A 13931-nucleotide genomic window follows, 5' to 3' on the forward strand; every position below is an offset into this window, starting at 1 on the left:
TCCCGTATCTGGGGGGCTCTGCCCCCCGACCCCCTATCGCGCTTCGCGCTCGTCCCAAACGCCGGACGGGCTGAAACTCAGCTGGGGTTCGTTGAGATCGTGACGATCCGGTCCGCAGGCGTCGTGCCGCGCAGCGCCTTGCCCAGTGCCGAGGCCACGTCCTGCGGGCTCACCGGCTTCTTGCTGCCGTTGCCCTTGGTGATCGTGACACCGTCGAAGGCACCGCCGTACAGCTCCTTCAGGACGGCGAGGTCGTAGTGCTCGACGAGCTTGCCGTTCACCGCGCGCACGCTCAGGAACTTCCAGATGGAGTTCTCCGGGCTGAACGAGATGGTGTGGGCGGCATCCGTCTGGACCGTCACGTTCGCGGACATCGCGACGTTGGCGAACTTCGTCATCATCCGGTCGACCTCGGCCTTCGCGACCGTAGGCTGACGGATCTTGGTGGCGACCTTCACCGGCGCGGTCGTACCGGTCTCCACCTGTGCGCGGTACGCCTCCTCCACGGCCTTCGTCGACGACGCGATGTCGATGCCCTCGCCCGCCTTGCCGTACACGGGTGTGGCCTTGCCCGGCTGGAACTTGATCGAGCCGTCGACCGCCGAACCGGCGCCGCCCGCGGCGCGCTCCAGGGCGGCCTGCAGCTTCTCCTCGTCGACGGGCATCACGGGCTCGACGACGCGCCCCTGGCCGAACAGCGAACCGATCACCGAGATGGGGTTGTAGTCGCTGCCCGCGGCGGCGCGGACCGTGGCCTGGCTGTCGAGCTGGAGCCCGGCCTGGTCCGGCTTGAGCGAGACGGCGTCGCCTTCGACCGACAGCTTGAGCGGCTTGTTCATACGGTCACCGAGGGCGTCGTCGAGCTTCTTGACGGCCTCGTCGCGGGTGCCGCCGCCGATGTCGACGCCGAGCACGGTGGTGCCCTTGGGCACGTCCGAGTGGTTCATGAGCAGGCCCGCGCCGTACGCGCCGCCGCCGAGGACCACCAGGGCGACGACCAGGAGCGTCAGCTTGCTGCGGCCCTTCTTCTTCGCCGGCTTCGACGAGGCCGGCGGTTGCTGGACCGGCTCGGGCAGCTTCGGCGGGGTGTGCGGCGGCGGGCCGTCGGTGTGCGCGCCCGGCCCGAACGGGGAGTTCTGGGCGGGCGGTACGACGGGGATGCCGCTGGTCAGGGTGTCCCCGGAGACGTTGCCCGCGGGGCTGCCGTAGGCACCGGCGCCGGGCTCGGGCGCCGGCTTCTGCGGCGTGAGGATCGCGGTGTCGTCACTGAGACCACCGCTGAGACCGGCCCGCTGGGTGGCGTGGGTGCCCGTACCGCCGGCGGGACCGCCCGGACCGCGACCGGCGTATCCCGCGCCGGGCCCGGCGGCCAGGCTGCCGGGTGCCACGCCCGGACCGGCCGGCGGCACCATCGGGCCGGTCCCGGTGACCGGACCGCCGGTCGGGCCCGCGGGGCCGCGCTGCCCGCCCTCGGAGAAGTACGGGAGGTCGTCGCGGCGCGGTTCGCCGCCGTTGCCTGGGCCGGCAGGACCGTTCCCCGCACCGGCGTGCCCGTTGCCCGGTCCGGCCGTCGGGAAGGATCCGGTGCCGGCCAGCGCCTCGGTGACGTCGAAGGAACCGGTGCCGCCACCGTGGCCGGGGGCCACGGGTCCGGCGCCGGTGGCACCGGGCAGCCCGGAACCGTTCGTGGCGCCACCGCCGGGCCGGGGTGCGCCCGCCCCACCGGGCTGTGCGCCACCGGGCCGCCCGCCACCGGACGCGCCCAGCGGACCAGCGCCGTTCGCGGCATGCGGCCGCGCTCCGCCGGCGCCACCAGGGCGCCCGCCCTGTGCGCCCACGGAACCCGCGGTACCGCCGGGAGCACCCGCGGCGCCCGAACCACCCGGCAGGCCCGCCCCGTTGGTGGATCCACCCCCCGGACCGCCCTTGGGCGCACCGGACTTGCGTGGCGCGAACCAGTCGCTGGTCTTCTCCTCGGCCGCGGGGGCCGGAGCCGCTGCCCCGGCCGAAGCGTCCATGGAGGTGGCCATGGCGGTGGCCGCGCCCGTGGGCGCACTCACGCCCTGCGGCGGCTCCGGGGCGGCGGGCCCGCTGTCGGCACCCTCGGCGGACGCGTCGGCGTCCCCGACGGGCGTGCGGACGACGACGGGCGGGATGGGCCGCGATCCGGGGATGTTGATCCGGATCCGTGTCGTCAGCGTGGTCTCGGTCTTGCGGTCCCCCGGCGGCTTGCCGGTGGCCGAACGGCCCGCGTCGGCACCGCTTTCGGAAGCCGGGGGGGTCCCGTACGGCGGCGTCCCCGACGGGTACGCGGCTCCACCGCGGCCGTTGGGCCCGGAGGACGAACTGTCAGTTTCACGACTCAAGGCAGGTTCTCCCGGTTGGCTCCGCCGCCCGTTTACTCGACCTCATCTCGGGCAGCTCGGCGGCGCGCACCACCATACTGGCCATGTCCGGCGCGCAAACCTCGCCTTCGAAGGAACCCCCACGGGACCCGCACCTGTTGGATACGGCGAAGTGGTACGTCACTTCCCAAGTCGGACGCCGGAACCGTCCGGTTGCCGCCCCCGCCCGGGGGTGGCGCACATCACAGCGACGGCCATACCGCCGAGCAGGAAGAGGTACGAGCCGACTCCCGCGCCGAAGAGGTAGTCCCCCTCGGGCCGGCTGGCGGTGAGCAGGACGACGGCGACCGTCCAGCCGGCCTCGGGTGCGACGGCCCCCGCCCGGGAGCCGGTCGCCCGGGCACCGCCCAGGAAGAGCCCGCCCGCGCCCGCGAGGGCGAGCAGCAACCCGGCCGGGAACCAGCCGGACTGCACCAGCGCCCCGGTGGCCCCGACCAGGGCCCCGAGCAGAAAGAGTCCCAGGTAGGCGGCGATCCGCCCGCCCGAGGGCCGCGTCAGCGGCTGGGCCAGCATGCTGCCGCCCTGTCCCGGTCCCGTCGTACTCATCGCACGCCCGCTTCCACTCGCTGGATCCCCTCGAACAGGTCCGTCTCGCGCCGCCCCTGGGGTCGCTCCCCGTCCACCAACTCGTAGTACTCGGTGGTGAAGAGCGGCTGCGCGAGCTGGTTCGAGAGGACGAACCAGGGCTCGGCCACCTCGATCTGGGTGGCGTGCGCGCGCATCGCGGCCGCCTTGGCGGCGGCGTACGCGGTCCCGTCGATCTCGGTGGTGATCACCGCGTCGTCCACGACACCCGGTACGTCGTCGATGGCGGCGGACTCGGTGAACGGAAGCTCCGGGAGCGCCTCACGCAGGCGCGCGAAGCCGTTCTCGGCGACCGACTGCGGCACCCTGTTCCAGTAGGTCTTGACGATCTCCCAAGGGTCGCCGAGGTCCCGGCGGAAGGCGTCTTCCGCGGCGAGCTCGGCGGCGCGCACGGCCACGCGGTGGGCCTGGATGTGGTCCGGGTGCCCATAGCCGCCGTGGGGGTCGTAGGTGACGAGCACCTGGGGGCGGACCTCGCGGATCACCTCCACCACGTACGCGGCGGCCTCGTCGATGTCGGCGGACCAGAAGGCGCCCGGGCGGCGGTTCTGCTCGACGCCCATCATCCCGGAGTCGCGGAAACGCCCGGGGCCACCGAGGAACCGGTGATCGGTGACACCCAGCTCCTTCATGGCGGCGGTCAGCTCACCGATCCGGTACGGGCCGAGGCCGTCCTCGCGGTCGGGCGCGAGGTGCGCGAGCTCGGGCGGGATGACCTCGCCCTCCTCGCCGAGGGTGCAGGTCACCAGCGTGACATGGGCGCCCTCGGCCGCGTATTTGGCCATGGTCGCGCCGTTGTTGATCGACTCGTCGTCCGGGTGCGCGTGCACCAGGAGCAGGCGCCGGTCGGGCAGTTCCGTCATGGGGCCAGCCTACGAGGGGACCGACCCCTCGGGTGCTTCCCGGCCTGCTGTCAGCCCTCGTCATCGAGGACATGGGCGATGCCCAGCGCAATCCGCTCGATCCAGTCGATGGCGTCGGTCACCTCGGCTTCGTCGATCGGGCGGCGCTGTTCGAGATCGCCGTCGATCAGGTCGGCGTCGTGTGCGATCTTGTTGCGCCGCTGAGTGATCTCCAGATAGCGGCTGCGAAGCTTCTTCTCGTTCAGGCTGGTGCGTCCCTGGAAGAAGGAGCCGTTGATCCATCCGGCCGCCTCGTACCAGACCTTCTTCTCCGTCACGAGCTTGAGCACTTCGGAGATCTTGCCGGGGTGCTGGAGCGACTGGGCCGCGAGCTTGTCGCGCAGATGCTCGACGACGGCGTCAGGCAGGGGGACATCGCCGCGCCGTACCGCCTCGACCCTGTGCAATGGCAATTCATACACACGCAGCTGGTACGGCATGTCAGGGCTGTCCTTAGCCGCCAGTTCGGCGACCCGGCGCAGCACCTCCTCGTGCAGCCAGTGGTCGATGGCGGCAACAGCCTGAACCCAGGCCGCCCGGTAAAAGTCATCGATGTCAATCGTGGGCGACTTGAACGGGGTGAGCATTCTGCCCGCCTCGACCATGCGTCGGGCATACGACAGGTTCGTCATAAACGCCTCAAACTGACGCGTCTGCGGTCTGGGAACGGCCATGGGTAACCCCCGTGCAAATCTTCGCAACGATCTCCAGGAGGAGGATTCCCGAGGCGCACGGGGGCCAGTCAAGCCGAGCGGGATCAGTTCGGAAAACGTGGCCGATTCAGGCCCCTCCATTTCCGGATCACGCCCCTCCGGTCGTTCCGGCCCCTCAGAAGCCCAGGTAGGTGATCTGGACGATGTAGACGCGCTCGCTCCGCACAACGACCTGGTACCTGAACCAGCCGCCGGAGACGATGATTTCTCTGCCCTTCGGGTCGATCCCCTCATAGGCCCGGCCGTGGACATGAAGAGCTTCAGCCGCCCTGACCAGTTCATCGGCCCTGTGTGAAACAGCGGCCAAGAAATCTGCCGGGGCGGCGCGGGCAGCCTCTTCCGCCCCGAGGGCGTACTCCCATTTCCAGCTCACCCTCGAACTGCCTTCAGCGCCTCTTCGAGGACCGCGCTCAGCTCGCGTAGGGCTCCCTGCGCGATGGCCGGGTCCTCGTGCTCCACATCCTTCTCCGCCTGGGCGTAGCGGGCGGACAGGTCCGGTCGGCGGGCGATCTCGATCTCCTTGGCCCAGATCAGGACCCAGCTCTGCACCGGGCTGAGCGACTGCCACTCGACGGCCTTGGCGAAGGCCTCGTCCTTCATTGCCTGCATCTCGTCAAGACGCCCCGGAGCGACGACGGCGAGGGCTGCGCGGAGGGCATCCGGTGTCAGCTCGGGACGGGGGATCAGCTCGTTTCCGTGGTCAGCCTGCGTGCTCATGGTGTCCTCCAGAGAGTGCCCCGGCCAGAATATCCGGCCTACGGGACGGGAACGGGACACAACGGGCTCAGGCGGCAGTGGCAGCGGGAGTGCGGCAGTCATAGCAGCGTCCTGGGGTGGGTGAGCGGAAGGCGCGATCGCAGCCTTCGCAGTTCTGGAGTGGATGCCGGACCGTCGGCGGAGCTGCGGGGGCGCGGAACGGCGGCGAGGGAGGCAGCTGGACGGTGAGGCGGTGGGCCAGAAGGGCCGCCGGGCGGCGTAGGGGTTCGGGCGGGAGGTCGGCAGTCAGCGCCTGACGTACGGCCATGGGACTCACGTCTCGTTCCAGCCAGGCCGCGACTCCGGGAGCGAGATGGGCGGCGTCGCAGGCGGAGAGGAGCAGGCGAGGGTCACGACGGCGTAGGTCGGCGAGGAGGTCGGTGGCCGCCTGAAGGAGTGTGGGGGCGGGGTATGCCGGTTGCGGGACGGCGGGGAGGGCCTTCTTGCGGGGTGCCTGCTTCTTCGTCCGCGTCGGGTGTGGCGGTCGTGCGGGTTCGCGGTCGGCGTTGCGGTGCCCTCCCGGCTGGTTGCAGGAGATCGTGCGGGTGACGATGCGGCCGCCAGGGACGCGTGTGCGTTCGCGGCGCAGGTAGCCGTGGGCCTCCAACTCGCGCAATGCGGCGGCGATCCGGGTCGCCCCCTCGGGGAAGCGGGCGGTGAGGGTCTTGATGTCGACGCGGGCGCCGCTGGGCAGGGACTGGATGTGCACGCCCAGCCCGATCGCGAGCCCCGACAACTCGGGGTGCTGGGCGAGGTGGTTGCCGATCACCGTGAAGCGGGTGGTGTGGCGGGTGTTGTCGTGGATGACACCGCCGTCGGCATGGGGCCGCTGGTTCGGGTATTCGTCGGCGGCAAGCCGGGACTGGGCGCGCGGCAGCACGCTAGGGTTCTGCGTATCCATCGGGAAGGCTCCTGCTTCCTCGGTGGTCAGGCCCTCGCACTGGGATTGCCGTCCCGGCGGGGGCCGTCGCATGTCTGCGGTTGTGTTGCGCCGAGCGTAGGGCAGGCAACGGGCCCCTGATCCAGCCGAGTCGGCGATGTTCACCCGCGTGGGTGAGTTTGCGCGGCGGGCGGGAGGGGTGGGGCTTGGTCGGGTTCTTTCACCGTCGTGTTTCTTGGGAAAGACCGCCCGCCGCACCGGAGCACGGGCGGCCGGGTTCCGGTGGTACCGGGCTGCGCCGCTCGGAGAGGATGTCTGCCATGCCGAAGACCACACAACTGCGTACGTACACCGTCCGGGACGGCCTGCTCGACGAGTGGGTGGAGCGGTGGCGTGGCGAAATCGTCCCGCTGCGGCTGGAGTTGGGGTTCACGATCGGAGGAGCTTGGGTGGACCGCGAGAGCAACCAGTTCGTCTGGCTGATCTCGTACGACGGCCCGGAGACCTTCGCCGAGCGCAACGCGCTGTACTGGTCGTCGCCCGAACGCGAGGCCATGAGCCTGAACCCGGACGACTACCTGGTTCGCACCGAAGAGCTCACGGTCGAACCGGCCTACTGATCACACAGTCACACGGGGTCGAGCGGCAGCAGATGCTGCCGCCGTTCCTCGTGAGTGAGGGTACGGAAGACCCTTCCGCGGGCGGTCGCCTCCAGCCGGTCGTGGTCGGGCTCCGCCCTCCACACCCGCGCTGTCCCGTCGACCGATCCCGTGAGCAGTCGTGTGCCGTCCGGGGACCAGGCAACGGAGGTCACCTTGTCCTGGTGCACACCGGCGACGGCGATCTCCTCATAGGTGGTGGCGGACCAGACCCGTACAGTACGGTCGTCGGCGCCCGTGGCGATGTGCCGTCCGTCCGGTGACCAAGCGACCGCGCGAAGCCGTCCCTCGTGCCCCTTCAGCACCTCGATGCGCCGTCCGGTGAGGACGTCCCACACGGCGGACGTCCAGTCGCCGGAAGCGGTGGCGATCCTCGCCTCGTCCGGGGACCATGCCGCGTCCTCCACGTAGTTGTCGTGGCCTCGCAACACTGTGAACTGCCGCCCCTCCCCGATATCCCACAGTCGGCAGGTACGATCGTCGGAACAACTGGCGAGCCGCCGTCCGCTCGGCGACCAGGTCACACGCCCCACCCAGTCCTGATGTTCCGTCAGTTTCAGCAGCTCGGTCCCGTCCGGCGCGGACAGGACACGCACGGCGCCGTCATGGCCACCGGTGGCAATCCGGCCGCCGTTCGCAGACCACGCGCACCCCTCGACGACCTCGCCCTGTCGCTCGAACAGCGTGCCGCCGTGCCCGTCGGCGATCCGGAACAGGCCGTCGTTGGTGCCGAACGCGAGCCATTCCCCCTGCGGCGCCCAGGCGACGCCCCAGACCCGGTCTCCCGCCTCGGTCACCGGTCCGGCAGGAACGCCGGTGACCGCGTCCCACACCCGTACGGTGCCGTCGTCCGAGGCCGTGGCGAAACGGCTGCCGTCGCCGGACCACGTGGCCTGGTTCACCGGGCCTCGGTGTCCGTCGGCCATGACGACCTCGGCGCCACGCGGACGCAGGTCCCACACCATGCCGGCGCCGTCGGTGGAACTGGTGGCAAGCATCGTCCCGCAGGGTGACCAGGAGACCCCCCACACAGTGTCTGTGTGGCCGCGCAACACGGCCAGGACCTTGGCGTTCTCGGTGTCGACGATGCGCACTGTGCGGTCGGAGGATGCGCTGGCCAGCATCCGTCCGTCCGGCGACCAGGCCAGGTTCCACACGTAGTCGGTGTGCCCTCGCAGCAACAGGCGTAGATCACCGGTCCCGGCGTCCCAGATACGGGCGGTGTGGTCCCCGGAGCCGGTGGCGATGTGCCGTCCGTCCGGCGACCAGGCGATGCCCTCGACGAAGTCCGAGTGCCCGGTGAGCGTGGTGGCCGCCGTCCCTGTCGTCAGGTCCCAGACGATCGCGGTCTGATCGTGGGAGGCGGAGGCGAGGCGGCTGCTGTCCGGCGACCACGCCACGCCCCACACATCTTCGCCGTGTCCGTGCAGTTCGTGTACGAGCCGCCCTGTGCCAGCCTCCCAGACCCGTACGATCCGGTCCTTGGAGCTTGCAGCGACATGTCGGGCGTCCGGCGACCAGGCCACCTGTCTGTTGAGATCTCCAGCCCCGGTGAGCAGATGGACCGGCTCCCCCGAGACGGCATCCCAGATCCGTACGACACGGTCACGGCCGGCGGTCGCAAGCCTCGCCGAGTCCGGTGACCAGGCAACGGACTCCACCATGACGGCGTCGCACGGCAGCACCAGCAAGGGACGTCCGGACGGCGCGTCGTAAACGCGACCCGTGCCATCCCTGGACGCCGTGGCCAGCATGCGCCCGTCCGGGGACCAGGCAATGTGCCGGACAGTGTCCGTGTGTCCGTCGAGCCGTGAGCGGAGGTGACTCGCCGCCAGCGCCGCCATCAGCCCGCGCCGGGCCGAGGGCGTGGGCGCGCACTCGCCTAATGCGGCGAGCGAGAGCAGCAGGGAACGCTCCGGTTCACTCTCCGCGCTCAGCAGAACCTGACGGCCGATACTGTCGGAGACCTGGCTCAGGAAGGTCATGTCGCGGCGCTGCGAGGACTCGACGAGCGCGCGGGCGGGTGTGGACGCCTGCCCGGATTCTTCCAGGGCTTCCAACCAGCGCCGGGCCGCCGTGAGGCGTTCGCCGGTAAGGAGATAGTCGTCGCTGCGACCGGCCCGCTCCCAGTCGGCCGCCCACCGCTCCAGTTCGGCGCGCTCGCGGAGTCGTTCGGCCCGCGCCTCGACCTCCTGCCGCAGCGGGGCCCACTGGCGGAACAGCGCCTCGTGCGTCACCTGCGCAAACGGCTCGCCACCGGCTACGGAGCCGTCGCCCGTGACGTCAGTGCGCAGCAGCCGTGCCTCGACGAAGGCATCGACGACATGCCGGTCCCGTTCGTCGAGTTCGGACAGCGGCACATGGCGGCGGGCCACCTCCTGCCCCTCGACGGTGACAAACCTGAGCAGGACGCGGAGGACGGCGTCGATGCCCACGCCCGCACCGAGCTGGGTCACGGTGTTGTCCGCCTGGCGCGCGAGCGCGCCGGGTACTCCGCCGAGCCGCCGGTACAGCTCCTCGGTCACCATCCCGCCGGGGCCGGAGGCGAAGTACAACTCCTGGAGGAGGTAGGCGAGTAGCGGTAACGCGTCGTCCGTTCCGGTCTCGCTCACGATGGAGTCGACGACTCCGGGCTCGAAGCCCAGGCCGACAAGGGCCCCGGGGCGCTTCACAACTTCGACGAGCTGCGCTCTGCCCAAGGTGCCGATGGCGACAGGGTGCTGAAGGAGTTCCGCCTGTCCGATGGTGAGAAGCCTGCCGAGCAGGTCCACCCGGAGGGTGACCAGTACACGGACTGCCGGGTCCTGTTCCACGCAGGTACTCAGCACTTCGAGGAACTGGGCGCGTTCACGCTCGCCCGCCAGGGTGACGATCTCCTCGATCTGATCGACCACGAGGAGTATCCGCCGGAACCGGCCGCCACGCAGCCGCGACAGCTCGGCTCGCAGGGCGTCCGGCCCCTGGCGCAGCCTGCGCAGTACGGCGCTCGCCGGTTCCTGCCCGTCGGCAGCAGCCGCCAGCGCTGCCGCGAGGGCACCCAGCGGATTGGGGCCGGGGACGAAGGCCGGCACGACAGTCCAGCGGCGCTCCCGAAGCCTGGGCATTACCCCGGCCCTGACCAGCGAGGACTTTCCGCTGCCGGACGCCCCGACCAGCACCAGGAACCGTTCCGCGGGGCGGGTCGCGGTGGTGTGCAGCCTGCGCGTCAGTTCGGCGGCCTGTGCCTCCCGGCCGAAGTAGACAGCGGCCTCGTCCTCGTCGAACGCGTCGAGACCCGGATACGGAACCCGCTCCCTCGGCCACTCGCTCCGGGGCGGCGCGGGATGCTCCAACCGGTAGACGACGACTTGCCCGGCCACAAGCGCCACGATCAGCACGCCGATGGCCGGAACGGAGAACCGCTGAATAGCCTCCAGTGCCCAGGGAACCTTGTCGGTGCTGGTCGCGTAGTTGGTGGCGATCCCGAGTAAGCAGGCGACCAGCGCCAGCATGATCTGGATCGCGACCTGCACACGGTTCCTCATCGGTCAACACTCACGACCGCGCCGCCACCCACCAGCACCGCTCAACCCCCGTTCCACCGGCCTCGAAAGACCGGCATCGCGTCATCCGCTCATGACCATCTTCCGAGGCTTCACATGCGCGTTCAACGGTGCGTACGGGTTTCGGCCATGCGGGTCGGAGCGGAGGCCCAACGGGGACATTCAGCAGGAGGTGGGGTTTGGTCGGGTTCTTTCACCCTGGTGTTTCTTGGAGAAGGTCGCCCGTCGCGCCGGAGCACGGGCGGTCGGGTTCCGGTGCGAGGTCCAGCTCGGCCCACACCGTCTTGCGCGGGGGCGGTCCCTGGACCCAGCCCCAGCGGTCGGCCAAGGTGTCGACGAGGACAAGACCGCGGCCGGACTCGGCATCGGGGGCGGAGTGTCGAGCGTACGGAAGACGGTCACCGCGGGTGTCGGTGACCTCGATCCGGAGAGTGTTGGCGACGACGTAGAGCGTGAGCCGGAAGTCCCGGCCGGGGACGCGGCTGTGGGTGGCCGCGTTGGCCGCGAGTTCGGCGACCACTTGGCGTGCCGAGTCCAACGGGAGTTCCCAGGCGCGGAGTTGCTCTGTGGCGAGGAGGCGGGCGAGGCGGGCCCCGCGTGGCGTGGGGGACAGTTGCACGCTGAAGTTGCGGATGTGGTAGTCGGATTGGGCCTCGGGGGCGGCGGTTTCCTGGATCACGTCACTCAGAGTGGCTGCCCGTGCCTACCGTGAACAGTGACGACTCCGTTGCGTACGGCGACTGTCCGGACGTTGTCCGGTCGTGTCCGGGCTGTCGAGACGGGCCGTAGGGGTAGGGGCCGTCGCGGCACGGTCGTACGACGGAGGGGTGCGGGATGCAGCAGGTCGATGGCAACGCGGCGCGGCTCAAGAGCGAGGCGGACGAGCCGGGTTGGGAGGTCGACCCGGACGACGACTGGGGTGTGGCGGTCGTCGCGACCGTGGGGCGGCAGCTACGGCTGCGGCGGGAGGCGGTGGGGATGCGGGCCGCCGACTTCGGCGTGGCGGTCGGGTACGGCGAGGACATGGTTTACAAGATCGAGAGCGGGAAGCGGATTCCACAACCCGAGTATCTGGACAAGGCGGACGAGGTGTTGGGGGCGGATGGGTTGCTCTCGGCGATGAAGGAGGACGTGAAGAGGGTTCGGTACCCGAAGAAGGTGCGGGATCTGGCACAGATGGAGGCGAAGGCGGTTGAGCTTCAGCTGTATGACCCCCTGAACATCCATGGGCTGTTGCAGACGCCGGAGTACGCACGCGGGCTTCTCTTGATGCGGCGCCCCGCATACAGCGAGGACGAGGTGGAGCGGTTCATCGCCGCCCGCGTGGCGCGCAAGACCGTCTTCGAGCGGGACCCCGTGCCTGAAGTCAGCTTCGTCCTGGAGGAGTGGACGCTCCGACGTCCGCTCGGAGGGAAACCGGCGTTGCGTCGCCAGCTTGAACATCTGTTGGACACAGGACAGTTGCGGCACGTCGAGCTTCAAGTGATGCCGATGGATCGCGAGGAGCACGCCGGACTGGCCGGTGGCATCGAGGTGCTGAAGTTCCAGGACGGCTCGGCTGTGGGGCGTTCACAAGCGGTGGCCAACGGCCGACCGGTCTCCGAGCCCAAGCAGCTCCGTATCCTTGAACTGCGGTATGGCATCATCCGGGCTCAGGCTCTCACCCCACGTGAGTCGACAGCCTTCATCGAGCAACTGCTGGGGGAAACATGTTCCGCAACACCGAGGCCGGGGACGCCTCCGACCTGGCGTGGTTCAAAAGTAGCTACAGCAGCAGTAGCGAAGGCGACTCCTGCGTCGAACTCGCCACCACCCCCGGCACCGTCCACGTCCGCGACTCCAAGAACACCGACGGCCCCCGCCTGAGCTTCTCCCCCGCCACCTGGGCCGACTTCGTGCCGTACGCGTCCGAAGCCTGACCGGCCCGGCTACTCGATCTCCGCCTCCGGTACGTCGACCTCGGCGCCCAGGGAGCGGGCGATGGCCGTGAACTCGTTCAGGGCGGACTGGAGGTCACGGACGATCTCCTCGGCGATCACCTCGGGCGGCAGACCTCTGTCGGCGTCGTCGAGGGCGGGGTCCTTCATCCACGTGATGTCGAGGTTGACCTTGTCTCGGGCGATCAGGTCCTCGTAACCGAACTTCTTGAACGGCCCGTTGTCGTCCTCGGACTCGACCCGGGACGACCTGGGCTCGCCGGGGCGGTAGGCCGCGACGAAGTCGTCCAGGTGGGCGCGGGTGAGGGGGCGCTGCTTGAGCGTGAAGTGCTGGCCGACGCGGAAGTCGTAGACCCAGGTCTCGGTGGTGTGCGGCTTGCCGTCGGCGCGCGGGGGCTTCTTGTCGAAGAAGAGGACGTTGGCCTTGACGCCGCCGGCGTAGAAGATGCCTGTCGGCAGCCGCAGGATCGTGTGAAGGTCGAACTCGTCGAGAAGCTTGCGACGAACCTTCTCACCGGCCCCGCCCTCGAAGAGGACGTTGTCCGGCAGGACAACGGCGGCGCGCCCCCCAACAGCCGTCAGCGACATGATGTGTTGCAGGAAGTTCAGCTGCTTGTTGGTGGTCGTCGCGGTGAAGTCGTCGCGGTCGTACTGAATGTCCTCCTTCTCGACCTCGCCGTCCTGGCCGATCACCGTGATCGCGGACTTGCGGCCGAAGGGAGGGTTCGCGAGGACGAGCGTCGCGTGGTGACCGCTGGGCTTCTCGGCGAGCGCGTCACCGACGCTGATGAGGCTCGGACCGTCGCTCTTGCCGATGCCGTGGAGGAGCATGTTCATCGCGGCGAGGCGGGCGGTCGCGGTGACAAGTTCGTTGCCCCAGATCTTGCGGCCGCTGTCGTAGGCCATCCGCTCGTCCAGCGACATGCTCTTCATGTGGTGGTCACGGATGTAGGCGTGGGCCGCAATGAGGAAGCCGCCGGTACCGCAGGCCGGATCGGTGATGGTGTCTTTCGGGCCCGGCTGGGTGACGTCGACCATGGCGTCGATGAGCGCGCGGGGCGTGAAGTACTGGCCGGCGCCGGTCTTGGTGTCCGAGGCGCCCTTGGAGAGCAGCCCTTCGTAGGCATCACCCTTGAGGTCTGTGCCCTTGACGGTCCATTCCTCCCTGCCGATCAGATCGACGACCAGCTTTTCCAGGAGGGCGGGCTTGGTGATGCGGTTCTGGGCGTCGGCGAAGATCGTGCCGATGGTGGTGTCGGGGTGACGGCCCAGGTGCTCCAGGGTGTCGCGGTAGTGCTTCTCCAACTCGGCACCACGCTTGCCCACGAGGGACTGCCAGTTGTAGTCCGCGGGCACGATCGCGCTCATGTCGCGCCCGTCCCAGGGGTCGTTCTCCATCTCGTCGACCATCTTCAGGAAGAGCAGGTACGAGAGCTGCTCGACGTACTCGATGGTCGACATGCCGTTGTCGCGGAGGACGTTGCAGTAGTTCCAGAGCTTGGAGACCAGGGTGTTGGTTTGGACAACGGCCTTAGCCTTGGCGGGCGCGGTG

At 69.7% G+C, this 13931-nt stretch carries 12 protein-coding genes and 1 pseudogene; 3 read left to right on the top strand and 10 right to left on the bottom strand.

Annotated features, from left to right (window positions below; translation table 11 throughout):
- Window positions 1-77 precede the first annotated feature (77 nt).
- The 7 genes from C4B68_RS13925 to C4B68_RS13955 form a co-directional block, all read right to left on the bottom strand.
- Window positions 78-2366, bottom strand: a complete 2289-nt coding sequence (locus tag C4B68_RS13925) for a peptidoglycan binding domain-containing protein (RefSeq protein WP_099499706.1) — start codon at window positions 2364-2366, stop codon at window positions 78-80.
- A gap of 159 nt (window positions 2367-2525) precedes the next feature.
- Window positions 2526-2951, bottom strand: coding sequence for a DUF6113 family protein (locus C4B68_RS13930; RefSeq protein WP_099499705.1), 426 nt, complete (start codon window positions 2949-2951; stop codon window positions 2526-2528).
- Window positions 2948-3853, bottom strand: a complete 906-nt coding sequence (gene mshB / locus C4B68_RS13935) for an N-acetyl-1-D-myo-inositol-2-amino-2-deoxy-alpha-D-glucopyranoside deacetylase (RefSeq protein WP_099499704.1) — start codon at window positions 3851-3853, stop codon at window positions 2948-2950. The genes C4B68_RS13930 and mshB overlap by 4 nt, the downstream gene beginning before the upstream one ends.
- 50 nt (window positions 3854-3903) lie before the next feature.
- Window positions 3904-4566, bottom strand: coding sequence for a hypothetical protein (locus C4B68_RS13940; RefSeq protein WP_099499703.1), 663 nt, complete (start codon window positions 4564-4566; stop codon window positions 3904-3906).
- 154 nt (window positions 4567-4720) lie between these two features.
- A complete protein-coding gene (locus C4B68_RS13945) occupies window positions 4721-4978 on the bottom strand; it encodes a hypothetical protein (RefSeq protein WP_099499702.1) in 258 nt (85 codons plus the stop codon).
- Window positions 4975-5322, bottom strand: a complete 348-nt coding sequence (locus C4B68_RS13950; protein WP_099499701.1) for a hypothetical protein — start codon at window positions 5320-5322, stop codon at window positions 4975-4977. Before C4B68_RS13950 ends, C4B68_RS13945 begins: the two co-directional genes overlap by 4 nt.
- A gap of 67 nt (window positions 5323-5389) precedes the next feature.
- Entirely contained in the window at window positions 5390-6262 is an 873-nt protein-coding gene (locus tag C4B68_RS13955) for a helix-turn-helix domain-containing protein (protein ID WP_099499700.1), read from the bottom strand.
- 299 nt (window positions 6263-6561) lie between these two features.
- On the opposite strand from C4B68_RS13955, the gene C4B68_RS13960 reads away from it, so the two are divergent.
- Entirely contained in the window at window positions 6562-6861 is a 300-nt protein-coding gene (locus tag C4B68_RS13960; RefSeq protein WP_099499699.1) for an NIPSNAP family protein, read from the top strand.
- Window positions 6862-6869: 8 nt separating this feature from the next.
- Here the strand turns inward: C4B68_RS13960 and C4B68_RS13965 are convergent, their stop codons facing one another.
- Together C4B68_RS13965 and C4B68_RS13970 are read right to left on the bottom strand one after the other, a co-directional pair.
- On the bottom strand, window positions 6870-10424 hold the full coding sequence (locus C4B68_RS13965; protein ID WP_099499698.1) for an nSTAND1 domain-containing NTPase: 3555 nt from the start codon (window positions 10422-10424) through the stop codon (window positions 6870-6872).
- A gap of 211 nt (window positions 10425-10635) precedes the next feature.
- Window positions 10636-11121, bottom strand: coding sequence for an ATP-binding protein (locus C4B68_RS13970; protein ID WP_099499697.1), 486 nt, complete (start codon window positions 11119-11121; stop codon window positions 10636-10638).
- Window positions 11122-11276: 155 nt separating this feature from the next.
- Here C4B68_RS13970 and C4B68_RS13975 point away from each other — a divergent pair.
- Both C4B68_RS13975 and C4B68_RS13980 read left to right on the top strand, forming a co-directional pair.
- Window positions 11277-12152 (top strand): annotated as a pseudogene (locus C4B68_RS13975) (helix-turn-helix domain-containing protein); the annotation flags it as partial.
- On the top strand, window positions 12152-12361 hold the full coding sequence (locus C4B68_RS13980; protein ID WP_099499696.1) for a DUF397 domain-containing protein: 210 nt from the start codon (window positions 12152-12154) through the stop codon (window positions 12359-12361). The pseudogene C4B68_RS13975 and the gene C4B68_RS13980, both read left to right, overlap by 1 nt.
- Before the next feature lie 9 nt (window positions 12362-12370).
- On the opposite strand, the gene C4B68_RS13985 is transcribed toward C4B68_RS13980, so the two are convergent.
- Window positions 12371-13888, bottom strand: a complete 1518-nt coding sequence (locus C4B68_RS13985; protein ID WP_257217232.1) for a type I restriction-modification system subunit M — start codon at window positions 13886-13888, stop codon at window positions 12371-12373.
- Window positions 13889-13931 lie beyond the last annotated feature (43 nt).

The sequence above is a fragment of the Streptomyces dengpaensis genome, from assembly GCF_002946835.1.
Lineage (GTDB): Bacteria > Actinomycetota > Actinomycetes > Streptomycetales > Streptomycetaceae > Streptomyces > Streptomyces dengpaensis.